Below are 21,659 nucleotides of genomic sequence, written 5' to 3'. Positions count from 1 at the left end.
TCTACGCCGGGTGGCGCAACGCGCCGTAAATCTCCGATACCATCAGCAATAATCATGACTTCGTCATGTCCCGGCGTACAACGCCGGGCTACACCCCGTACTGCGCCCGATACGCAGTCACTTTATCTAAGTACTGCGCAAAATCGGGCGAGTTTTTTAAATACTCAATCACATCATTTAGCTTCACAATGCTAATAACAGTTGCGCCGTAGTCACGCTCAACCTCTTGAATAGCACTCAGCTCGCCCTTGCCTTTTTCTTGGCGGTCAAGCGCAATCAGCACCCCAGCCAAGCTAGCATTGTTGGCTTGCACAATATCCATCGACTCACGAATAGCCGTGCCCGCCGTGATCACGTCATCAACCAACATCACGCGGCCTTGCAGCGGCGAACCCACTAAGTTACCGCCTTCACCGTGGTCTTTCTTCTCTTTGCGGTTAAAACAATAGGGTACGTCTTTTTGGTAGGTGTCATACAACGCAATGGCGGCCGCCGTGGCAATAGGAATGCCCTTGTAGGCCGGGCCAAACAGCACGTCGTAATTCACGCCGCTGTCTTGCAACGCCGCCGCATAAAAGCGGCCTAAACGTGCCAAGTCAGAGCCCTGATTAAACAAGCCGGCGTTAAAGAAATACGGGCTAGTGCGGCCCGACTTCAAGGTAAACTCACCAAATTTTAATACGCCACGTTCAATGGCAAATTCAATAAATTCTTTTTGATATTGTTTCATTTCAACTCACCCGTAGCCCGGCGTTCCACGCCGGGTGGCGCAAAGCGCCGTCATTTCCAATCCTCAAACCATGCCCCAACATTCACCGGCTGCGCCGTCCCGGCGTAAAACGCCGGGTTACGCCAGGGCTTGTTTTTGTAAGTCCATTAGCTCGCGAATGGCGTGCTTGGCTAGGTCCAACATGGCGTTCATGTCTTCGCTTGAAAACGGTTCGCCTTCTGCGGTGCCTTGAACTTCAATGAATTTGCCAGCTTCGGTCATCACCACATTCATGTCGGTTTCGGCCTTTGAGTCTTCCGGGTAGTCTAAGTCAGCTACCGGGTTGCCTTTGTACATGCCCACAGAAACCGCAGCCACCAAGCCCTTCAAAGGATTGGTTTTAACAATACCTTCTTTGCGCATCCAGTTCAGGGCGTCAACCAAGGCCACACAAGCGCCGGTAATTGAAGCTGTACGCGTGCCACCGTCAGCCTGCAACACGTCGCAGTCAATGGTAATGGTATTTTCGCCTAGCGCCGCCATGTCGACACAAGCGCGCAACGAGCGACCAATTAAACGCTGAATTTCAACCGTGCGGCCACCTTGCTTGCCGCGCGCTGCTTCACGGTCCATGCGCGAATGGGTAGAGCGCGGCAACATACCATATTCCGCCGTGACCCAGCCTTGGCCCTTGCCTTTCAAAAAGCGCGGCACACTGCGATCAACACTAGCCGTACACAATACTTTGGTGTCGCCGAATTCAATTAACACCGAACCTTCGGCATGACGAGTAAAATTCCGAGTAATAGTTACCGGACGAATTTGTTGGGCTGTACGACCACTTGGACGCATGTTGAATTCCTCTGCTGCGCAAAATATTGGCGGCAATTATATCAGATATGGATGTGAAATTCCGTTGCTTTGCGAGAGGTGCTAAACTACACGCATGACAAACTTGAGGAATAGCAATGATTCAATCAATGACCGGCTACGCGCGTCACGAACTCAAAGCCGAGTGGGGCACCGCCACGTGGGAAATGCGCTCGGTAAACCAACGTTTTTTAGAAACCTATTTTCGCTTGCCAGAGCAAATTCGTTCATTAGAAAACAGCCTGCGAGATCGCTTACGCAAGCAGCTGCAGCGCGGCAAAGTAGAGTGCAACTTGCGCCTACACATTGAGCAAAAAGCCGAAGGTGGTTTGAGTTTGAACGAAGAGTTAGCGCGCAGCGTTATTTCTTCGGCCAATTGGGTGGCCAACCAAAGCTCAAGTGCCCAGTTGAACCCGCTAGACGTGTTGCGTTGGCCAGGTGTAGTGGCCCAGCAAGAAGACGACATGGATGTGATTCAAGCCGACGTACTCGGCGCTTTTGAAGCCTGCGTGAGCGAGTTTATTGAAAACCGTGGCAGCGAAGGCAAAGCCCTTGAGCGCATGATTGAAGAGCGCCTTGAAGGCATTTCTACGCAAGTTACTTTTGTGCGCGGCCGCATGCCAGAAGTGCTGCAGTGGCAACGCGACAAGCTGCTAGCGCGCTTTGAAGAGGCCCGCGTAGAGCTGGACCCAACCCGCCTTGAAGCCGAAATGGTGATGCTAGCGCAAAAAGTGGACGTGGCCGAAGAGCTAGACCGCTTAAACGCCCACGTTATAGAAACCCGCAAAATACTGCGCAAAGGTGGCGCCTGCGGCCGCCGCTTAGACTTCATGATGCAAGAGTTTAACCGCGAAGCGAACACTCTGGGCTCAAAGTCAATTAACGCCGACATCACCGCTGCTGCGGTGGAACTGAAGGTGTTGATTGAGCAAATGCGCGAGCAGATCCAAAATATCGAATAACCCGTCACCCCCAGCGGCGGGTTGCCCAAATAATGCCTGCGGTGCCGACAATGCTGGGAAGTATCCAGGCGGCCAACTGCCAGTCGCCCAAAAAGCTGAGCCAATGGCGTGCGCCGAAGGCTAAAAATGCGGTGTAGGCGGCTATGCCAGAGCCAAGAATGGCGCCAATGTGTTCGGTTAACCAAACTTTGCGCGGTGGATTTTTCCTGAATGCAAAATGGCCCATGCTAGCGCCAATAAACACCCCTAAACCGCCGAATACATAGTGCAGAATAAGCGTTGAGCTAGAGTTCACTGCAATAATAAGCAGGGCAATGCCGCCGCCTCCAGCAAAGATAAATCCATTCTAGTTAATTTTTAGCCTTCAGCAATGCTATTCCACCGACACAAAAGTTCGCACCCACATGTCGGCAGTTACGGTAAGGTGCTCTAGCGCAGCAGCCCGCTCGCGGCCTTCGCTGCTGGCGCGGTATAGGTGCGGTGTCATGGTGAGTAAATGTTGTATATGCTCGCGTTCGGTGAGCTCTAGTGTAAAGGTTAGTCGCTGTTTGTCCGTCAATTGCCAAGTGTCGCTCGGCACTGGCAATTGCTCAGGCTTCGTGTGTACTTGCGGATAAATAATTTGCTTGAGTTCTAGCAGGTGTTCACTGGCTGGGTCGACCATAATTAAACGGCCATCGGGCTTCAGAACGCGGTTAAATTCAGCAGATACCGGAAACCCAAACAAACACAGTAGCGTGTCCACACTGTCTGTTGGTAACGGAATTTGGCTGTTTGAGGCAACTAGCCAAGTGACTCGCGGATCTTGTTTAGCCGCCAACTGCACCGCCCACTTGGAAATATCTAAGCCAACACAGCGCAATGGCTGCTGGCGCAAATCGGCTTCAGCCAAAAGTTCGCGTAGGTAATAGCCTTCACCACACCCGGCGTCTAGCACGGTTTGCGGCTTGCCGTTTAGCACCACCTGAGCGACTTTGTCGGCCAATGGTTGATAATACTTGGCGCGTAAAAACTCGGCGCGAGCTTGCACCATGGCTTTGCTGTCGCCGGGGTCTTTTGAACGTTTGTTCTGCACCGGCAACAAATTAACGTAGCCTTGCTTCGCCACATCAAAGCTGTGGCCGTCGTCGCAGCACCATGTTCGATGGGAATTATCACACCGCAGTGGTTGTGCACAGATAGGGCAGTTAAGAGTTAGCATTTCGATAAATCATTGTGAGTTCGAATACACGAACTATACCATTTCACTGCATCATTATCCTCCATGCCAAGTACCGCCATTATTTTTAAGTATGAGCTAATAGCCACACCAGGGTCGCCGGAAAAAACTTTATGTAAGTCGCGCTTTGCCATAAACACCTTGGACGATTATCCTGTTTTCTAAGCATTAACTGGAATATAGTCCTATTTTTCTAGGGGGGATGCCATGTGCGGAAGACTTAACGTAGTCAGTGACCCGTTATGCCAACTGGTCACCGAGCAGTTGGGCTTTAACTTCAACACGCCAACCAACCACGATCTGCGGCCAACGCAAATGGTCGCTACCATTACCACGCCCATAAACCACAATGGCTTGCACCAACTCAACACGCTATGGGGTATTCAGCCGGAATGGTCTAAGCGCATTATCATTAATGCCCAAGCCGAAACTGTGGCAAGCAAGCCCACGTTTAAGCGCGCGTTTAAAGAGTTTCGGTGCGTGGTGCCGTGCAGTGGTTGGTATGAGTGGCAGCAAGAAGAGGGGCAACCCCGAAAAACCAAATACCTATTTGCGCAAGCGCATAATCAGCCACTTTACATGGCTGGCATTTACTTTCCGCACGTTGTGCATCACGCACAGCTTGTTACCCTTACCACCGCCCCTACCGCGCAGTGTGCTCAATACCATCACCGCATGCCACTGCTTATTCGCCCTAACGAAGTAGAATTTTGGCTAAATAGCGAAGCCGAAGCGCTGGCGCCACTGTTGCAAGCGCCGGCGGATATTGAGCTGGTTATTTCTGTTTAGGCTTTGTGTGTCGTCAACGAAAGCTCAAAGCCGCATGCTTGTGCATATTTCACTAACGTAGCCCAACTTGGGTTAGTATTACCCCGCTCAAGCCTGCTGATATTGCTTTTACTTGTGTGCATTCGTTTGGCCAACTGCTCCTGTGTAAGGCCTGCCTGGGCACGCATGCTTAACAGCTGATGTATAAGGTTGAACTCATCTTCAAGCTTGTCGTACTCGGCCTTGACTTCTGGGTTTTTAAGAGCCTGATTTTTTAGCTGTTCTAAGTTCATAATGTTTTTACCTCTGCTTGCCTTTTACGAGCAATCTTAATTTCATTTTGCGGTACTTTCTGTGTCTTTTTTACAAATACGCTAAGTACGCAGATCCGTTCCCCATTTAAGTAGCAGAACACCCCTCGAGCAATACCCTCTTGAGCCTTAACTCGTAACTCGAATAACCCATTTCCTAAGGATTTTGTATGCGGCGGGCCTAAGTTAGGACCGTGCGTTTCCATCAACTCTAAAAGCCTAATCATTCTCGCCTGAATTTTAGGCGGAATACTTAATAAATCTTCGTCCACTCCGCGATAAAACGTGATCATCCACGACATATTAAACAACCTCCTTGTTATCATTTATGATAACCCTGATAGTTAAGGTTGTCTAATTTATAAACATGTACGAAATGTCATTTGTTTTGGGTAGGAAATAGTAATAATTGACTATAAGGATTGATAACTTAGCCGGCAATCCACTTGTTGCTTAGTCGCAACAGCCAGGCTGGCGTAAGCTTGCTAGCAATGACCATGAGCTTAGTTTGTAGGCCAACTGCCCAATGCACGCGGTTGCCGCGCCAGTGACGAAAATAGAAGGTTGGTGCATCAGGGGCGTTCCAGTTGGTTAGGCCAGCTCTAATGTACCACCATTAAATTCACCGACGTAAGTCATGATGCAGTTCAATCGTAATACATACAGCTAATTGCGCACTCGAGGATAAAAAGTAGGCTATTCTCATTTATTGATTAGAAAACAAAAAAGTGTAGTAATATGCACCATAGTTTTGGAAGGGATATCCGAAATGAAAATTTATGTAACGGACGATTTTGATCGTTTTATGTGTAAGGCAAAATCGACGATTTAGCGTCGATTGTAGCTGCTACAGAGTTATCTCAAGGGTTGCACGATGGCAACTTAGATATGGGAAAACTTTACAAGAAGCGAATTGCCTCTCCAGGGCAAAGTAAAAGAGATTCAAATAGAACCATAGAAGCGCTTATATAGCGACCAAAGTGCACGTACAACAATGGCTTTGGCAATATCCAGAATGCACCCATGCAAATTGTTTCAGGGCCTATACTCAAGCCCAAAATACACTTTGAAGCCCCACCACGTGCAACACTAAAAAGCGAGTTAGCGCAGTTTGTTAAGTGGTTTAATAATACCGCCACCAGCACAACTGGTACTTGGAACAAATCAAAAAGAGGGAACCCATGAAACGAGCACTGTTTGCTATTTTTTTAGGCCTAGCCACGCCGCTGTCGCACGCGCTCGACCAAGCCAGCCCTTGCACCACCGTTGACGCCTGCATTGCGCTGATTCCCGAAAAAGACGTGCCTAGTTATAGCAACGGCGAAGCCGATGAAGCCGTTAAAGCCCAGTTGCGCGCCTTTGGTCGCGACGCTCTAGAGCCCTTAGCCAAGCTTTCTGCACACCCCAACAGCAACAAACGCCAGTTAGCCGATACCCTTATTGCCGACATTAAAGACATACGCCAAAGCGACTTTGAGCTGGTGCGCCAGGTTATTCAGAACCACGTAAAATTAGATGGCAGTGGCGGCTGGACATACCGGTTGCTAGGCCGCATGGGCGGTGACCAAGCCGCGGCATTTTTAGTCAGCGAGCTGTTACGTGTTGAGCGCGGCGGCAACCAAATTGTGTTTGCGCTAGCAGCCATTGGCCAGCCCGCCATACCGCACTTACTTAACGCTATAGCCTGTAAGAAAAACTGCAACCCCGAAAGTTACGGCGGCTTTAATGAAGTGTTTGAAAACCTGTATGAACGCGACGTTGCCGATCAACAAAGCGCACTTCAGCTTTTAGCCATGGCCAAAAACAACGCCATTCACCCAGACATGCGCAAGCTAGCATTAGGGTGGGTAGGCTACATAACCGCCGAAAGCGCGCCCGTTGAAGCCGAGTTAATACGCATGGTAAAAGCCAACCCCGAGCTGAGTGAGCACGTACTCACCTCGCTAAAAGTACTGAAAAGCCCCTATGCGGCGGACTTGTTAGTGGCCAAACTAGCCCAAGGCGAGGGCCTGTACCGCGAGTGGATACTGCGTGACATTGGCCACCTTGGCCATACCGCGAAGCACGTGGGCGCCGAACTTGAGCACTACCTAAATGCAGAAGACTGGAACACCCGCGCCGCCGTAGCCAGAGCCCTCGGCTTTATTGGTTATGAAAAAGCCACGCCACGGCTACAAACCATGCTGCAAAACGACCAAGACTGGCTACAGGTGCACGCCGCCTTGCAAGCCTTGCATTGGTTGCAACACAAGCCAGCAATAGACGACATTGAACATGTTGCGACCAGCCATTGGTATACCTTGGTACGTGACTTTGCCGCAGTGACCGCACAACGACTGCGCGCAGACCAACCGCCATTAGAAAAAGACGCTCAGCATTACTACTCACACCGCGCTCGCAATTGCAGTGCCGAGCAATTTGCCATCATGGCAGAGCCCGAGCAGATAAAAATTTACGACCGCGAATTTAAGAGCCTAAACCAATTTAGTTACAAACACCCGTGGTGCGCCGAAGATTCAACCAGCGAAGCGCAAGACTTAGCGCAATTCTGCGCATCACCCGAAAGCACCGTACAGCCCAATGTAGCCGCCAAAGTAGGCGACAGCTGGCTAACCGGCACCAACCGCGGCGAATGGGGCGGCGAAATGATGGCGCAGTACCAAGACGGCAGCACCGAGCTGATTTTGAACGAAAACATTGAAGACATATACAGCTACGGCTCGACTGCGTATGTTCCTACCGGGCTGGCGCATTTAGGCATGAATAACGGCGTGCTGTACCGCACCACCGAAATAGCCAAAGGCTTCGCCATAGAACCCATATACCGCCTGCCTGGCGCGCCCATGAGCTCATGGAAAATTAACCCCCAGGAAATATTGATTAACACCTATTCTGGGCCCGTTATTTTTAACCCGGCCACTGGGCTGCGGACACCGGATGGGTGTGAGAGTGGCTACAGATAACAATAAATTACATATTGGCTGATGAGATTTGACTTCGAATATAAGTAAACCTTCTCGTTAGCGATTGCCATCGTACGACCACGTCCATTCTTTCGTCACTTAGATGCCAACGTCAGTAGAGCTCAATAATAAGCTCTTATCGAGGTGTTCAAAAAATGATCGATAGATAATGATCTGATGATTTTATTGAATTCTTTTTAGATGCTTAGTCCCAGAAGGGTGTTGACCTAGTGGCAAAATAGCCGTTTAATAACCATGACCAATGTTTGACAATTAAGCTGTATGGATATACAGTGTTTTAAGTGTTTATACAGTACTTTCAAGTTGTAAATTTGTTGCGACATGTTTGATGTAATGTGTCTTGTAGCCAAGCATTTAAAGGGAACAAAAATGAAAAATAATGAACTTTTCAGTATTGCCCAGGTTGCTGATATTCTAGGAGTTTCTAAAGAAACTCTGAGGAGATGGGATAAAAATGGCACATTAAAACCCACTCGAAATGATGGTAATAATTATCGTATGTATCATCGAGGGCAGCTAGAAGAGTTTGAACAAGCAAAGTTGTTATTTAGCAGCACATGGGATCAAGAACATGCAGTTCAACCCAGAAGAAAATATACATTAGTAGAATTATTCGCTGGCGCGGGAGGACTCGCACTAGGGATGGAAAGAGCTGGGTTCAACTCATTGTTGTTAAATGAAATTGATAAACACGCGTGCGATACCTTACGTTTTAATCGTCCGAAGTGGAACGTTTGCCACTCTGATATTAGTGAGGTGGATTTTACTAAATATCATGGAGCCGATGTTGTATCTGGTGGTTTTCCTTGCCAAGCATTTTCTTACGCTGGAAAGAAAATGGGATTTGAAGATACTCGAGGAACGCTGTTTTTCGAATTTGCTCGTTCGATTAAGGAAATTAAACCAAAAATTTTCATCGCGGAAAATGTGCGTGGTCTTTTAAATCATGAAGGCGGGAAAACGCTTGAAGCAATTAAAAATGTAATTGATGAGTTGGGTTATACATTAGTCGAACCTCGAGTATTAAAAGCTATATTTTTCCGTGTACCACAGAAGCGGGAGCGCTTGTTTTTGATTGGTGTTCGAAATGATTTGGCGAAACATTTTGAGTTTAAGTGGCCGTCGCCCTATAAACGTATTTTGACTTTGAAAGATGCCTTGAAAGCTGGAGAGCTTTATGAATCAGATGTACCTGATTCAGCTGGGCAGAAATATCCAGACAAAAAGAAAAGGGTACTTGATCTAATCCCCCCAGGAGGCTATTGGCGTGATTTACCAGATGAATTGCAGCGGGAGTATATGCAAAAAAGCTATTTTCTTGGCGGCGGCAAGACAGGAATGGCTCGTCGTCTGGCATGGGACGAGCCAAGTTTGACATTGACGTGTGCTCCCGCTCAAAAGCAAACAGAACGTTGTCACCCCGATGAAACTCGACCACTGACTGTTCGCGAATATGCACGAATTCAAACCTTTCCGGACGACTGGAAGTTTTCTGGTCCCTTATCAGCTCAATATAAACAAATCGGGAACGCAGTTCCTGTTAATTTAGCAACAGCTGTAGCAAAATCTGTTGTTACTGCCTTAAATTTATTAGAGATTTGTGAACAACATCATATCCAGAATGAAATTGTAGCAGCCTGATTAGTATTGATTAAGTCGTTATATAAAGCACTTTCATGTATTAGTGTCGGAGAGTGCTTTAATGACTTCAGATTGAGCCAGTTGATTCACAACGTCTTCAAACTCTTGTTTGAAGTCAGATTCTACAGCTACTGATGCTATAGCTTCTATTAAATCATCATAGAAGCCCGGGTCACCAGTGATTCGGTGCCATAATTCTTGTCCTATTATTACTGGGTGATGATATTGGCTTGTGATTCTTTTATAGTGGCTACTCAAATCCGAAGGTACACCGTAGACAACACCAACAATCATATCATCGTGAGGGATTCTCAGGTTATTAGTTCGGCCTAAATTGATCACACCGCGAAAGTGACCGGCTATTGTTTCTACGTCATCTTTATTTATAGTATTAGGTCCCGATTTTAGCTGACAATATTTTCTTTGATGGTCAATTTGGTCTTCAAATTCAATATCAATACCGGCGGTAGTACTACCAAAGGCATCCAGTAAAATATTCGTGAAGTCTTGTATATGGTTTCCAAATGATGTCGTAATAGATGTACCTAGTACGCGAGGTAATAATAGAGCTCTGGCTATACTGGTGGGGTTTGAATTACCCTCAATAAAGTTAGCTAAATAAGCAGCCAAAAATGGATTTATATTAAAGTGCTTTGGATCCGTTAGCTTCAATGTATTTCGTATATGTCCTTTTGCGATTTTTTCACGGAACCATTCTTTGGAAGCTTCAAGAATTTCTTGTTTTTTTTCATGACTTATCACTATGGTCATCCCTAGGTTAAATTTTCATAATCACTTTCAATTAAATTCCGCAATACATACGTTTAGCTATTAAAACCAAGCACTATTAAAAACACATAGTTGTTATAATCGCAACTGCTAACCCAACTTCTCAAAATAAACATCTCGATGCTGCTCAATAAACGGCAGGTGCTGCTCTCTCAGCGGCACCTGCATATCTTTATGAATGCCAAGTGCGTAATAGTCGCCAAGCGCATCAGAAATCAAAATACCGCCTTTGTCATTGAATGAAATAAAGTGCAAATCAAAGGCTTTATCTAGGTTGGGTGTTAATAATAAGCCGTTATATGGGTCTAGCCGTTCGGCATTGTCGCTCGTTGACCACGGTTTAATGTGCGACGCCATTAGCAGAGAAATATTGCTGTAGCCGGTTACCGCACACCCTCCCCATTGTTTAATCAAGCGCTCGCGGAACTTACCTTGGCCACGGCGAGCTTGTACTAATACCGCTTTGGTCGTTTCGGCTATGCTGTCATCATGCTGAATATGGTCAATGTCTAGTTGCGCTTCAACATCGCTAAGTTGGTCTAAATATGCGCGGTACAACTCTAAAGCTTTGACGCAGGTTGCGACATAATCTGTCGCAGGGTCACCGTAAGTTGCGTTGGTAGCATCGCTAATACCGCGTAATTTATTAATCATTCGCGCGACATCAAAATAGTCATTTACAGCGAATATGTTTGGCTGTTCAAGACCATCAAATATCATTAAATCAGCAACTTTCTCTTTTAAAGCGAGCACGTACTCGACTAATTTTGTTTCTGAGTGGCCAATAGCTTTAGCCCAGATCTTAAATCCGGCCTCATGTGTATCGAGGTTCTCAGCAACGGCAGCTTTAAGTTTGTTGGCTGTTGTTGGGTTTTGCAGAAATTCAAACAGCTCAACATCAATAAAAGCATATTCAACGGTATTGGCTAAAGATGTTTCAGATGGCGTTTTTATGGCGTCGTACTGAGTCTGCGCGCTAGGTTTAATGTAGTGGTGCCAAAAAGCTGATGAACGCAAATAATAAAACGGAAATGCAGCGTTAAGTTTGTCGCGAGAGGTTTTTAGTTGCTCAAAATAAAGCGCAAAGCGGTTCTTCAGTGTGTCATTAAAATAAATGCGCGAATCGGTAATTAGTCCGTCTTGAATGAGGTCAATCACCGCAAATAGCATGCAGATTTTATGGGGGCTAGTGTTGCCACCTGCGCGGTTCGGCCGAATGTCTTTAAATTGCTGACAGTATTGCTCTAATGTTGACATACGCCGTTGTCGCCTCGTCCTTGATTATTGAATAGCCTAATAAAAATATGGTGTGCTAGGTATCTTAATTCGCCATTTCCATGATTTTTCAGTTAATGGTGTAAGCGCCTCAATCAATTCTGATTGATTGTTCAATACGCCTAAGCTTAAAGATTCATCCTCGAGATGAACCCTTATCGGGGGATAGTTTTCGAAGTCAACTTGAATAGCCTTAAGTGGGGAATATCCATTTAACGAATCCATAACCTTTTTCCCTAGTTCTAAAGATTTCTCGAAAGGCAACTTTAGCTTTAACGACAGCTGAGAGGCTAGTAGAAGCATGTAATTGTTGCGTTGGCGTTGTGCCTCTTCCTGAATAAATGCTAACCGAAGTTTGTGATAAAACGACAAAATGCTTATATGAACCAGGATGAATACAATTACACCGATTAACTTCAGTCCTATAAACATCGCCGCATACAGGATCCCCCAAATGATGATATGTTTGTCGTTCGGGCGAGCACCTAAGTCCCAATCTTCAGTTAGGATTAGTGCAATAGAGGCCGTCAGAAGAATTGCGTAGGCCAACCACCTTAGGGTGACAAAGCCGATGCTCGAATAGTCGGAGTCGCTATTTGGGGAAGAAGTCATAAACGCCAATGCAAATAGACTGCTAATTATTGAGCTCAGTAAAACCATTTTAATATCGCCAAAATACAAAAAAGCACAAGCGGTGATACTTACAGTCAATATATAAATGGCGACCAAGTGGAAAAGAAAATTACCGAGAGGATTCTTAAGGCGCACATGCTGAAACAAGACTTCATTCTCAGCAGCTATGGGGTGCAACCCTTCACCAATTAACTCATTAACAAGTAATTTTCTATTTTCGCCTCGAGCCAATTTTTGACGAAGTGCTATCCTCTTTCTGAAGCTTAAAGTTTTCTGATTCGTCACGACTAGACCCTTCCCACGAAAGAACGCTAACTTAATGTTCCCTATATGTTTTACGCCAATAAGATGGAGTGTTTAATCTGTAAGCTAATCCAACAATAATCCTGTTCAGCTAAAAACTCAAACTAACCACCAACCGCCGCGCCCCGCCATGGTCGCGGTGTTCGCCCAGGTACACCCCTTGCCAAACGCCCATGTTCAGGCGCCCGTTAGTTACCGGAATGGTCACCGAGCTGCCTAGTAAACTGGCCTTCAAATGAGCCGGCATGTCGTCAGGGCCCTCGAAGGTATGCCGATAATAGGGCGCGTTCTCTGGCACCATGTGGTTGAAGTGGCTTTCAAAGTCTTGGCGCACCGTGGGGTCGGCGTTTTCGTTAATGGTGAGTGAGGCCGAGGTGTGCTGAATAAACACATGCAAAATGCCGGCATCCACCGTGCCTAGCCCAAATAACGCGCGCTCAATGTCGTCGGTTATTAAATGAAATCCGCGCGGCTTGGGCGCAATGGTTATGGTGGTTTGTTTTACCGGCATACCGACTCCTAATGTTACATATTGCCTTCAGCTTATAGTGTTTATCGTTCATTTGTAACTTTTCTGCTGCAACTGAACACAAAAATTTTTCACACCTCCCACGCACATACACCCCTCGAAATGCGCCATTCACCCCAACCGCGTAGCAGCAAATAGACCACCAAGCGCAGACAGTGCTAATCTATCGCCATACAACAATAAGGAGAACACCCATGGCGAACATCACCAAAACCCATTTAGCCCTAGCCGTTGCGCTGGCGCTTGGCACCGCCGCGTGCTCAGAGGCCCCAGCCCCAAGCGAGCAACCACAACAGCAAGCGGCCACTCAACAAGTCACTGAAGCAGAACGCCAAGCCGAGTCTGAAAAAGCCAATAAGCTGTTTGAAGACATCTTCATGGAAGCGGTTATGCGCAGCCCTATGTATCAGTCGTACTTAGGCATTAAGCAAGACCAAGACAAGTGGGACGACATTTCAGACGCAAAAGCCGAAGAAGAGCTAGCCATTGCCAAAGCCAATCTAGAAAAAGTTGAAGCCATTGATGAAAACAAACTCAATGAGCAAACCTACCTAAGCTGGCAACTTATGAAGCAAGAGCTTGAGCAGCAAATTGCTGACCATAAATGGCGCCATTACAACTACCCGGTTAACCAAATGTTTGGCTTGCACTCAAGCGTTGTTTCGCTGTTAATTAACCAGCACCGCATTAGCGATACCACCGACGCAGAAGCCTATATTTCGCGCTTAAACGGCCTGCCAGAGCTATTCGCGCAGCTTGAAGAAAACCTCAAAATTCGTGCTGAAAAAGGCATTATTGCGCCGAAGTTTGTGTACCCGTACGTTATTAGCGACAGCCAAAACATTATTAAAGGCGCACCGTTTGAAGACGGCGAGCCAAGCGTATTGCTAGAAGACTTCACCAAGAAAATTGGCAACCTAGACATTGAGCAAGCGCAGTATGACCAACTTGTTAGCGCCGCAGAGCAAGCGTTAATACAGTCAGTGAAGCCTGCTTACGAAGGTTTAATTAGCGCGGTAGAAGAACTTGCGCAGCAAGCTGACACCAAAGACGGCGCGTGGAAGTTCCCAGAAGGCGAAGCGTTTTATAACAACGCGCTACAACGCACCACCACCACTGACTTAACCGCCGATGAAATTCACGAAATTGGCTTAAGCGAAGTGGCACGTATTCACGACGAAATGCGCGTGATTATGGAAAAAGTTGGGTTTGAAGGTACGTTGCAAGAGTTCTTTGTGCACATGCGCAACAACCAAGACTTTATTTACCCAGACACCGCCGAAGGCCGTCAGCAGTATTTAGACGAGGCCACCGCGCTGATTGACACCATGCGCGAGTTTTTAGACGAGCTGTTTATTACTAAACCGAAAGCCGACATGATTGTGAAAGCGGTAGAGCCGTTCCGTGAAAAGTCAGCCGGTAAAGCGTTCTATCAGCAGCCTTCTATGGACGGCACCCGTCCGGGCGTTTACTACGCTAACTTGTACGACATGGCCTCGATGCCAACTTACCAAATGGAAGCTTTGGCATACCACGAAGGTATTCCTGGCCACCATATGCAAATTGCTATTCAGCAAGAGCTTGAAGGTATTCCGTCGTTCCGTAAATTCGGCCGCTACACCGCGTACAGCGAAGGCTGGGGTTTGTACACCGAAATGCTTCCGAAAGAATACGGCTTTTATAAAGACCCATACTCAGACTTTGGCCGTTTAGCCATGGAGCTATGGCGCGCGGTACGTTTGGTGGTGGATACCGGTATTCACGCGAAAAAATGGACCCGCGAAGAGGGTATCGATTTTTACGTAAGCAACACGCCAAACGCTGAAGCCGATGCCCGCAAAATGGTTGAGCGCCACATTGTCATGCCTGGCCAAGCCACGGCGTACAAAATTGGTATGCTGAAAATTCTTGAGCTACGCGAAAAAGCGCGCACCGCACTTGGCGACAAGTTTGATATTCGTGAATTTCACGACGTGATTCTTGCCAACGGGCCGGTGCCTTTGAACGTGCTTGAGCAGTTTGTTGACAACTATATTTCTGACAAACAGGGCTAACGCCAATCAGTCAGTCTTAACCTACGCAAAATATGGCGATTTAATTGCTAATTCGCCATATTTTGCTATTCTGTTTGTGTGTTTCTTAATCGATAGTGCAACCTAAGGCTGAATACATGCAATCAGTTGACGACTTTCATGCCACACTTGGCGAATTAATTAAACGCCAGCGGGCACTCACCATGCCGCAGCGCGACTTTGCATTGCGTGTTGGTTGCAGCCAGCGCACGCTGACACGCATTGAGCAAGGCCAGCCGGTTAACTCCGAAACTTTGTTTAACGCGCTAGCTGTATTGGGGCTATTAGATGACTTTATTGCGCTAGCAGACAACAAGCTTCGTGCTGCCAAGCATTTACCCGAGCGTAAACGCCAGCCTGACAGCGAGACATTCGATAATGACTTCTAGCGCTTATGTGTTTATTGAAGGCTTGGCCGAGCAGCCCGTTATTTGTGGGCGGTTTGAGCTAGACAGCCAAGCCAAACACGGCCGCTTTGTATATGGGCGTTCTTATTTAGAACGTGCAGACGCCTTCGCATTAGACCCCGTACACCTGCCGCTAACCGACACCATTCAGCATTGTCACGTGAATAATGGCTTGTTTGGCGTGCTTGCTGACGCTGGCGCCGATGCTTGGGGGCGTAAACTAATTTTACAGTTACACCAAACCAAACCCCAAAACGAGCTTGAATATCTTATTGCTGGCGCTGCCATGGGTGTTGGCGCGTTAACTTTTAGCTTGTCGCGCGAGAAAACGAAAACCAAGCATTCGCGCAATGCCATCAATGATCTCGAACTATTATTACAAGGCAAAAACGCGATATTAGCCGCCGAAACTGTTTCTGACGAAGTAAAGCAAGCTTTTGTATATGGCTCATCAATGGGGGGCGCGCGCCCCAAAACGCTGCTAACGCACAATAACGAAGAGTACTTGGTTAAATTTAACAAGCCTGATGACTTGTACAATGTAGCTCGTGTTGAACATGCAACCATGCGTATGTTGGCCGAGTTAGACGGCGTGCGTGTAGCCGAAACTGAGGTATTACAAGGCATTGGTGGTAGCGAAGATGTCTTGTTAGTTAAGCGCTTCGACCGTGCCGAGCAACGTGTTAGCCATCATTTTATAAGTGCAAATAGCTTGTTGCTTGAAGGTGCGGTAAGTGAGCGTAGCCTAACGGCTGGTTATAGTTATGGGCGGCTTGCAGAATTGCTTCGCTTGCATAGCGTGGTGGCAGCCGATGCACACGAGTTGTTCGTGCGAATGGTGTTCAACGTATTTATTGGTAATACCGATGATCACGCGCGTAATCATGCATGGTTGCGACCTATCGCGGCTGGGGGGCACGAGCCGGCATGGCATTTGGCACCGGCCTATGACGTATTGCCCAATAGTAGGTCTAAGCTTCACGGGTTGGGTATTGGTGAGCTAGGGCGACTTGGTTCGGTTGAGAATGTGCTTTCGCAAGCCAGCCGCTTTGGTTTACAAGAGTTCAAAGCCAAAGCTATTGTCAGCCAAGTGCGAGAATTGGTAGCGCAGTGGCCACAATATATGGCGCGCTTTGGTGTGGGAGATGGCGACATTGAACGCCTAAAAGGGATTATTCCAGTATGAAAATTTGGGTGGACGCCGATGCGTGTCCGACGGTGATCAAAGACATTTTGTACCGGGCGGCCGAGCGCAAGCAGCTTGAGCTGATACTCGTGGCGAACCAAATACTACGTGTGCCGCCGTCAAAGTGGGTAAAAACCAAGCAAGTTGCGTCAGGATTTGACGTAGCAGATGATTTTATTGCGCAAAGCTGCGAGGCCGGCGACATTGTCATTACCGCCGATATTCCGCTTGCGGCTGATGTGATTAAAAAAGGCGGGCAGGCGCTTAGCCCGCGTGGTGAGCTGTACACCACCGCCAACATTGGCAGCCGTCTGAACATGCGTGATTTTATGGACACCATGCGCAGTAGCGGCGAACACACCGGCGGGCCACCGCCGCTGCATCAGCGTGATCGCATGGCCTTTGCCAACGAGCTGGACAAGCTGCTGGCGCGCGTTCGCTAAAGCCTGATTGCGCTCGTTATTGCACTTTTACGCGCAGAAAAGTGCGGGATTTTACATTTTTACGCGCAGAAAAGTGTAGGAAAAGTAGCTTTTATGAAAATGAAACCCGGTAAATATCAGCACTACAAAGGTCCCATGTATGAGGTGATCGACACCGTGCGCCATTCGGAAACCGAATAGCCTATTGGTTTGCGGCTTCTTCGGGCGTCATTTCTTGCCAAAGCTGAATGGGGTTGCCTTCAGGGTCTGCTAGGCGAGCAAACCTGCCGTTTGGATATGTTTCTGGGTCAATTTTAACTTCAATGCCGGCAGCTTTTAGCTGCTTAACCATGGCATCTAAGTCACGCACTCGAAAGTTAAACATAAACTGCTGATCGTCAGCGCCAAAATATTTGGTTTTATTATTAAACACACCAAACACTGTGCTGCCGCCGGCTTGCACCCATGGCTGTTCTTCGTAGGTTTTTGGGGTTTGTTTAACACCTAAGTGCTCTTCATACCACTTAGCTAACTCGGCTGGGTTTTCTGCTTTAAAAAATACTCCACCAAAGCCTAATACGGCTTCACGTTCGGCTGCGGCTGCGGTGGTTAACATGCCCGCAGCTAGCGCTGCAGTGATGGTATTTTTGAGTTTGTTCATGTTTCGTCCTTTACTGGTCAAGATACACCAAAATATCACCAGGCTGGCAGTTAAGCTCACGACAAATTGCCTCCAATGTGCTGAATCGAATGGCTTTCACTTTGCCTGTTTTCAGCAGCGACAGATTAGTCATGGACACCCCAACGCGCTCAGATAGTTCGGTAAGCGACATTTTGTTTTTGGCTAACTCAACATCTAAGTTAATTTGAATGGCCATATTAAACCACTTCGACAGCGTGTTCGTCGGTTAAAAAGTGATAAGCTAATAGTAACATCAGCGCCGGAAACAAAACGATGTTAACCACGGCAAGTACAAGCGTTAATTGCAATACTGCGGCAATAAGCATACCGACAGCAAATAGTTTGAGCGTGTTTGGTAGCGCAATAAAACGTGCAAGCATGGCTGAACACATAGCAATAAGTGCAAAGCTGTACAGTAGTAAGAGCACGATGCCGGCAACTAACGTCACGTCAATGATGGTTTCCGCTATGCTGGGAAATAGGCCCAGGCCAAGCAAAATATCGACGGCCACCGTGCTATGAAAAAGCGCAACAAAAAACGCCATGGCCAACAGCATATTGGCAATGAAACCGCCGCCAATTTGGTCACGAAAGTACTTGCTGAGGCTGAAATACACGTAAATCTCAAGTGCGCCGATGGTCACAAACAAAATATCCCAACCGCTCAATTCAAGAAAATCAGTGCTGAAGGTCATTTCAGCGTTATCGATCATCAATCCGAAAGTGGCTATCCAATAAATGGGAAACAATACCGCGAGGGCTATCGCTGCCATGCCAGCGAGTTTGTATTTGGTGTTATCCATGATTTATCTCCAAATTGATGTGTTTATAAAATAGCCGTTGAATAAATGTTTTGCAATAAATAATTTATGATAAACGTAAAATAAATAGCTTTTTGCTTATACAAAACCAGCCGTCACCTTGTGTGCCGTAAAGATGCCGTAGTGAATTTCATTGAATGTGGTAACTTGTGGCTAACCATTTCGTGGAATATGCATCATGAACATTAATTCAAACCGATTAAAGCAATTACGCGCCGAGCGTAATTGGTCACAGGAACAGCTCAGTGAAATGTGCGGTGTTAACCTGCGCACTATTCAGCGCATAGAAACACGTGGTACTGCTTCGTTAGAAACCGCTAAAGCCTTGGCCGCTGTGTTTGAAGTGTCGGTTGATGCGTTGGCCGGTAGCAATAGTGCCCCTGCAAAAAATGCTGTGCTACAAAGCGTTTGGGCAAGTTTGCAGAACTTTGATGATTTCAGTGGTCGCGCTGCGCGCTATGAATTTTGGTGGTTCTTTGTGCTTTTTGTGCTGGTGCTGGGTTTAGTGGAGTTCATCCACCCGGTTTTAATGAGCATGGTGGCTATTGTTCTGTTGTTGCCATTTTTAGCGGTATCTACGCGCCGACTTCGTGATGCTGGAACAAGCCCATGGTGGCAACTGATGATGTTAGTGCCTTTTGGTATCTTGGTAGTGATGTACTATTGGGCCATGCCAGGATCAGAGGCGCCGCCAAATACTGAACAGCCCTCTGATCCGTAATTCTTTAGCTGCGCGAAAGCGTTTTAATTAAGTGCCAACCAAATTTGGTTTTAATCGGCCCATGCACTTCTAGCGTGGGCTTGCCAAACACCACTTTGTCGAATTCAGCGACCATTTGGCCGCGACCAAACTCACCTAAGTCTCCGCCTTTCTTGCCTGAGGGGCAAAGTGAGTGCTTACGCGCAAGCTCGCCGAATTTTTTACCGTTGGCCAGTTGTTGCTTTAATTTTTCTGCTTCTTCGCGGGTTTTCACCAAAATATGTAGGGCATGTGCGCGTGCCATAACGGTTTCCTGTGGGTTAAAACGGCTAAATTTGCCAATAAAACATGCGTGACTCTTTGTTCAACGCATACACGGTGGTGGCCTTGTCGCAGGCGCGGCCGGCAGCACCGTAACACACCTGTAAGGGTAGCAAATGTTCTTCGCGCGGGTGACAAAAACGTGCGTGCGGGGCTTCGGCCCAGTTGCTGAGCATGCGCCGGCGCTCGGCTTCGGTGAGCTCGGTGTCGCTGCAAACCAGTTCTAGCCAGGCCTGAAACGCGGCGTTTTTGCTGTCGGCTTGATGATCACCAGGGCTAAAAAATGCTTTCATATTATGAAACGAAAAACCCGAGCCAATAATCAGCAGGTTGTCGTAATCAAGCGCTTGCAATGCTTGGCCAAGTTGAATGTGTGCGGCAGCGTCTAAATTGTTCATGAGTGACAGTTGCACGCAGGGAATGTCGGCTTCTGGGTACATGAGTTTTAGCGGAATAAACATGCCGTGGTCAAAACCTCGTTTGGGGTCGCCCACGGCTTCAATGCCAGCGCCGGTAATGGCGCCCAGTACTTGCGCGGCAAGCTCGGGTTCACCCGCAGCAGGGTATTGAATGCTGTACGACTCCGGTGGAAAGCCGTAGTAGTCGTAAATGAGTTCTGGCTTCGTTGCTGTGGTTACGTGCGGCACGTCGGTTTCCCAGTGGGCACTAATGACCAATATGGCTTTTGGCTTTGGCATAGTTTGTGCTGCTTCGCGCAATGCTTGGTTCATTTGCTCGTGGCTTTTGTCGCCCAGCAATGGCATCGGCCCGCCGCCGTGTGCAATATATAGAATTTGTTTCATAGTCGTCTCCTTGCTCTGAGCTTACAGTCACTGAGAGAGAAATTCGAGTGTAGCGCGCATTGCGCCGCTTAAGTAAAGTTTTTGTTGAGTTACTGGGCCACCACCGCTACCGTATGTAAATCATGAAGGGGGCAGCTATGGCGATGACGGTAGACGAATTAATACAGGCTTTGGATGAAAATGGAATTTCCCACCAAGTTCCCGACGAGTTTGATGACCGCGTTGTTATTGGTGTAGCGACAGAAGGTTACATTGATCAAGACGGTAACCAAGGCATTCCTATTCAGTTGTGCTTGGCAGAAGCCGGGTCTGTTGCCTATTTTTTCGTTGCCCTACCTTTGTTCGAGCACGTACTTTCTCCGGTAAGCCCCCTTATGAGCTTGCCTAACCGCGAAAGGCTATTGGAGTTCACCAACCATGTGAATAACCAAGTGAAATTCAGCGGCTTTTCGGTTGACGACAGTGACGATGTGGTGTTTTTGTACGCGTTGCCGATTGAAGAAGAAGGGCAAAAGCTTGGGGTAGCAACCATTGCAAGAATTTGTGAAGCAACAGCCGACGCAGTGGATATGTTGTACCGATTATTAGCTGAAGCGGACAGCAACGAATGAAAAATATCGCGTTTTATCACACCAATGCCGACAAACTTGCGTCGCAATATGACAGTTTAACCTTTGAGCAAGTGCACGCCGACTGGTTGCCGGTGCTGCAATTGCTGCCGCGCGGCGCGAGTATCGTCGATATTGGTGCGGGTTCGGGGCGCGACGCATTGGCTATGCACCATCAAGGTTTTCATGTGACGGCGGTTGAGCCGGCCGATAAGCTGCGCAAACTAGGCCAACAAAAGTCATCGGAAATTATTTGGCTTGATGACAAGCTGCCGGAGCTGCGGCGTTTAAAGCTGAATCAGCGCTATGACTTGCTGCTTATTAGTGCGGTGTGGATGCACCTTGACCGAAATCAACAGAAAAAAGCGCTAAAAAGCATTAAACAGCTGTTAAAACCAAATGGTTTCACCGTAATTACTTTGCGCTTTGGCAACTTTGACGATGGCCGAACGGCCTATGAGTTAGATGCCGATTGGCTTATTCACGAAGCGGCAACGAACAGCTTGCAGTTGCACTTAAATAGCGCCGCCAGCGATAAGCTAGCCCGTCAAGATGTCAGTTGGCAAACATTAGTGTTCCGCCGGCTGCCTGAGTAACCAACAGGTCACAATGTTGTGGTAATATCGCTGACAAATTTACACAGT

At 47.5% G+C, this 21,659-nt stretch carries 28 protein-coding genes and 1 pseudogene; 14 read left to right on the top strand and 15 right to left on the bottom strand.

What is annotated here, in order from left to right:
* Positions 1–88 precede the first annotated feature (88 nt).
* Together pyrE and rph are read right to left on the bottom strand one after the other, a co-directional pair.
* On the bottom strand, positions 89–730 hold the full coding sequence (pyrE, locus tag ASC40_RS06690) for an orotate phosphoribosyltransferase (RefSeq protein ID WP_055439017.1): 642 nt from the start codon (positions 728–730) through the stop codon (positions 89–91).
* Positions 731–847: 117 nt separating this feature from the next.
* The gene (rph, locus tag ASC40_RS06685; RefSeq protein ID WP_055439016.1) at positions 848–1,561 is read right to left on the bottom strand and encodes a ribonuclease PH; all 714 of its coding nucleotides are present in this window, start codon (positions 1,559–1,561) and stop codon (positions 848–850) included.
* Positions 1,562–1,677: 116 nt separating this feature from the next.
* On the opposite strand from rph, the gene ASC40_RS06680 reads away from it, so the two are divergent.
* Complete coding sequence (locus ASC40_RS06680) at positions 1,678–2,541, top strand: YicC/YloC family endoribonuclease (RefSeq protein WP_055439015.1); 864 nt, start codon at positions 1,678–1,680, stop codon at positions 2,539–2,541.
* Between the two features lie 4 nt (positions 2,542–2,545).
* Here ASC40_RS06680 and ASC40_RS06675 read toward each other — a convergent pair whose 3' ends face one another.
* Together ASC40_RS06675 and ASC40_RS06670 are read right to left on the bottom strand one after the other, a co-directional pair.
* Positions 2,546–2,767: a hypothetical protein gene (locus ASC40_RS06675; protein ID WP_141656118.1), complete on the bottom strand. Its 222-nt coding sequence runs from the start codon at positions 2,765–2,767 to the stop codon at positions 2,546–2,548.
* 147 nt (positions 2,768–2,914) lie between these two features.
* Positions 2,915–3,742, bottom strand: a complete 828-nt coding sequence (locus ASC40_RS06670; protein WP_055439013.1) for a putative RNA methyltransferase — start codon at positions 3,740–3,742, stop codon at positions 2,915–2,917.
* 225 nt (positions 3,743–3,967) lie between these two features.
* On the opposite strand from ASC40_RS06670, the gene ASC40_RS06665 reads away from it, so the two are divergent.
* Positions 3,968–4,549, top strand: coding sequence for an SOS response-associated peptidase (locus ASC40_RS06665; protein WP_055439012.1), 582 nt, complete (start codon positions 3,968–3,970; stop codon positions 4,547–4,549).
* On the opposite strand, the gene ASC40_RS06660 is transcribed toward ASC40_RS06665, so the two are convergent.
* Together ASC40_RS06660 and ASC40_RS06655 are read right to left on the bottom strand one after the other, a co-directional pair.
* On the bottom strand, positions 4,546–4,821 hold the full coding sequence (locus tag ASC40_RS06660; RefSeq protein WP_055439011.1) for a helix-turn-helix domain-containing protein: 276 nt from the start codon (positions 4,819–4,821) through the stop codon (positions 4,546–4,548). The two genes, ASC40_RS06665 and ASC40_RS06660, sit on opposite strands and share 4 nt — an antisense overlap.
* Positions 4,818–5,141 (bottom strand): type II toxin-antitoxin system RelE/ParE family toxin, encoded by a 324-nt coding sequence (locus tag ASC40_RS06655; protein WP_055439010.1) that lies wholly within the window; start codon positions 5,139–5,141, stop codon positions 4,818–4,820. Before ASC40_RS06655 ends, ASC40_RS06660 begins: the two co-directional genes overlap by 4 nt.
* Positions 5,142–5,658: 517 nt before the next feature.
* On the opposite strand from ASC40_RS06655, the gene ASC40_RS12090 reads away from it, so the two are divergent.
* The 4 genes and pseudogenes from ASC40_RS12090 (at position 5,659) to dcm (ending at position 9,464) form a co-directional block, all read left to right on the top strand.
* Positions 5,659–5,811 (top strand): type II toxin-antitoxin system RelE/ParE family toxin, encoded by a 153-nt coding sequence (locus tag ASC40_RS12090; RefSeq protein ID WP_141656123.1) that lies wholly within the window; start codon positions 5,659–5,661, stop codon positions 5,809–5,811.
* Between the two features lie 42 nt (positions 5,812–5,853).
* A pseudogene (locus ASC40_RS12010) lies at positions 5,854–5,967 on the top strand (DUF4172 domain-containing protein); the annotation flags it as partial.
* Between the two features lie 53 nt (positions 5,968–6,020).
* Positions 6,021–7,802 carry a HEAT repeat domain-containing protein gene (locus tag ASC40_RS06650; RefSeq protein WP_055439009.1) on the top strand — a complete coding sequence of 594 codons (1,782 nt, stop codon included), beginning with the start codon at positions 6,021–6,023 and terminating at the stop codon, positions 7,800–7,802.
* A gap of 390 nt (positions 7,803–8,192) precedes the next feature.
* A complete protein-coding gene (gene dcm / locus ASC40_RS06645; protein ID WP_055439008.1) occupies positions 8,193–9,464 on the top strand; it encodes a DNA (cytosine-5-)-methyltransferase in 1,272 nt (423 codons plus the stop codon).
* 33 nt (positions 9,465–9,497) lie between these two features.
* On the opposite strand, the gene ASC40_RS06640 is transcribed toward dcm, so the two are convergent.
* The 4 genes from ASC40_RS06640 to ASC40_RS06625 form a co-directional block, all read right to left on the bottom strand.
* On the bottom strand, positions 9,498–10,226 hold the full coding sequence (locus ASC40_RS06640; RefSeq protein ID WP_211256871.1) for a PmeII family type II restriction endonuclease: 729 nt from the start codon (positions 10,224–10,226) through the stop codon (positions 9,498–9,500).
* Positions 10,227–10,343: 117 nt separating this feature from the next.
* Complete coding sequence (locus ASC40_RS06635; RefSeq protein ID WP_055439006.1) at positions 10,344–11,510, bottom strand: HNH endonuclease; 1,167 nt, start codon at positions 11,508–11,510, stop codon at positions 10,344–10,346.
* Between the two features lie 36 nt (positions 11,511–11,546).
* Positions 11,547–12,446: a hypothetical protein gene (locus ASC40_RS06630; protein WP_055439005.1), complete on the bottom strand. Its 900-nt coding sequence runs from the start codon at positions 12,444–12,446 to the stop codon at positions 11,547–11,549.
* A gap of 109 nt (positions 12,447–12,555) precedes the next feature.
* Positions 12,556–12,975: a secondary thiamine-phosphate synthase enzyme YjbQ gene (locus ASC40_RS06625; RefSeq protein ID WP_055439004.1), complete on the bottom strand. Its 420-nt coding sequence runs from the start codon at positions 12,973–12,975 to the stop codon at positions 12,556–12,558.
* A 212-nt stretch (positions 12,976–13,187) separates the two neighbouring features.
* Here ASC40_RS06625 and ASC40_RS06620 point away from each other — a divergent pair, with 212 nt between their 5' ends.
* The 5 genes from ASC40_RS06620 to ASC40_RS12085 all read left to right on the top strand — a co-directional run bounded on the left by ASC40_RS06620 (position 13,188) and on the right by ASC40_RS12085 (position 17,281).
* Positions 13,188–15,047: a DUF885 domain-containing protein gene (locus ASC40_RS06620; RefSeq protein WP_055439003.1), complete on the top strand. Its 1,860-nt coding sequence runs from the start codon at positions 13,188–13,190 to the stop codon at positions 15,045–15,047.
* Positions 15,048–15,163: 116 nt separating this feature from the next.
* Positions 15,164–15,454: a helix-turn-helix domain-containing protein gene (locus ASC40_RS06615; protein ID WP_055439002.1), complete on the top strand. Its 291-nt coding sequence runs from the start codon at positions 15,164–15,166 to the stop codon at positions 15,452–15,454.
* Positions 15,444–16,658: a type II toxin-antitoxin system HipA family toxin gene (locus ASC40_RS06610; RefSeq protein ID WP_055439001.1), complete on the top strand. Its 1,215-nt coding sequence runs from the start codon at positions 15,444–15,446 to the stop codon at positions 16,656–16,658. Before ASC40_RS06615 ends, ASC40_RS06610 begins: the two co-directional genes overlap by 11 nt.
* Positions 16,655–17,101 carry a YaiI/YqxD family protein gene (locus ASC40_RS06605; protein WP_055439000.1) on the top strand — a complete coding sequence of 149 codons (447 nt, stop codon included), beginning with the start codon at positions 16,655–16,657 and terminating at the stop codon, positions 17,099–17,101. Before ASC40_RS06610 ends, ASC40_RS06605 begins: the two co-directional genes overlap by 4 nt.
* 93 nt (positions 17,102–17,194) lie before the next feature.
* On the top strand, positions 17,195–17,281 hold the full coding sequence (locus tag ASC40_RS12085) for a DUF1653 domain-containing protein (protein ID WP_072243407.1): 87 nt from the start codon (positions 17,195–17,197) through the stop codon (positions 17,279–17,281).
* A 1-nt stretch (position 17,282) separates the two neighbouring features.
* Here ASC40_RS12085 and ASC40_RS06600 read toward each other — a convergent pair whose 3' ends face one another.
* Genes ASC40_RS06600 through ASC40_RS06590 form a run of 3 tightly spaced genes read right to left on the bottom strand, consistent with a single transcriptional unit; the run spans position 17,283 to position 18,565 of the window.
* Positions 17,283–17,741, bottom strand: coding sequence for a VOC family protein (locus tag ASC40_RS06600; RefSeq protein ID WP_245622228.1), 459 nt, complete (start codon positions 17,739–17,741; stop codon positions 17,283–17,285).
* A gap of 10 nt (positions 17,742–17,751) precedes the next feature.
* A complete protein-coding gene (locus ASC40_RS06595; protein ID WP_055438999.1) occupies positions 17,752–17,958 on the bottom strand; it encodes a helix-turn-helix domain-containing protein in 207 nt (68 codons plus the stop codon).
* Position 17,959: 1 nt separating this feature from the next.
* Positions 17,960–18,565: a hypothetical protein gene (locus ASC40_RS06590; protein WP_055438998.1), complete on the bottom strand. Its 606-nt coding sequence runs from the start codon at positions 18,563–18,565 to the stop codon at positions 17,960–17,962.
* A gap of 196 nt (positions 18,566–18,761) precedes the next feature.
* Between ASC40_RS06590 and ASC40_RS11950 the strand changes: the two genes are divergently transcribed.
* A complete protein-coding gene (locus tag ASC40_RS11950) occupies positions 18,762–19,304 on the top strand; it encodes a DUF805 domain-containing protein (RefSeq protein WP_211256870.1) in 543 nt (180 codons plus the stop codon).
* A gap of 4 nt (positions 19,305–19,308) precedes the next feature.
* Here the strand turns inward: ASC40_RS11950 and ASC40_RS06580 are convergent, their stop codons facing one another.
* Both ASC40_RS06580 and ASC40_RS06575 read right to left on the bottom strand, forming a co-directional pair.
* Positions 19,309–19,626, bottom strand: a complete 318-nt coding sequence (locus ASC40_RS06580) for a peptidylprolyl isomerase (RefSeq protein WP_483826413.1) — start codon at positions 19,624–19,626, stop codon at positions 19,309–19,311.
* Positions 19,613–20,407: a DODA-type extradiol aromatic ring-opening family dioxygenase gene (locus ASC40_RS06575; RefSeq protein ID WP_055438996.1), complete on the bottom strand. Its 795-nt coding sequence runs from the start codon at positions 20,405–20,407 to the stop codon at positions 19,613–19,615. Before ASC40_RS06575 ends, ASC40_RS06580 begins: the two co-directional genes overlap by 14 nt.
* Positions 20,408–20,544: 137 nt before the next feature.
* Here ASC40_RS06575 and ASC40_RS06570 point away from each other — a divergent pair, with 137 nt between their 5' ends.
* Both ASC40_RS06570 and ASC40_RS06565 read left to right on the top strand, forming a co-directional pair.
* Positions 20,545–21,018, top strand: coding sequence for a YbjN domain-containing protein (locus ASC40_RS06570; protein WP_055438995.1), 474 nt, complete (start codon positions 20,545–20,547; stop codon positions 21,016–21,018).
* Positions 21,015–21,611: a class I SAM-dependent methyltransferase gene (locus tag ASC40_RS06565; RefSeq protein WP_055438994.1), complete on the top strand. Its 597-nt coding sequence runs from the start codon at positions 21,015–21,017 to the stop codon at positions 21,609–21,611. The genes ASC40_RS06570 and ASC40_RS06565 overlap by 4 nt, the downstream gene beginning before the upstream one ends.
* Positions 21,612–21,659: the final 48 nt, after the last annotated feature.

The organism is Pseudidiomarina woesei (assembly GCF_001418345.1).
In the GTDB taxonomy this organism is placed as follows: domain Bacteria; phylum Pseudomonadota; class Gammaproteobacteria; order Enterobacterales; family Alteromonadaceae; genus Pseudidiomarina; species Pseudidiomarina woesei.
The sequence above is the reverse complement of the archived record's forward strand: the minus strand, read 5'-3'. Positions and strand labels throughout refer to the sequence as shown.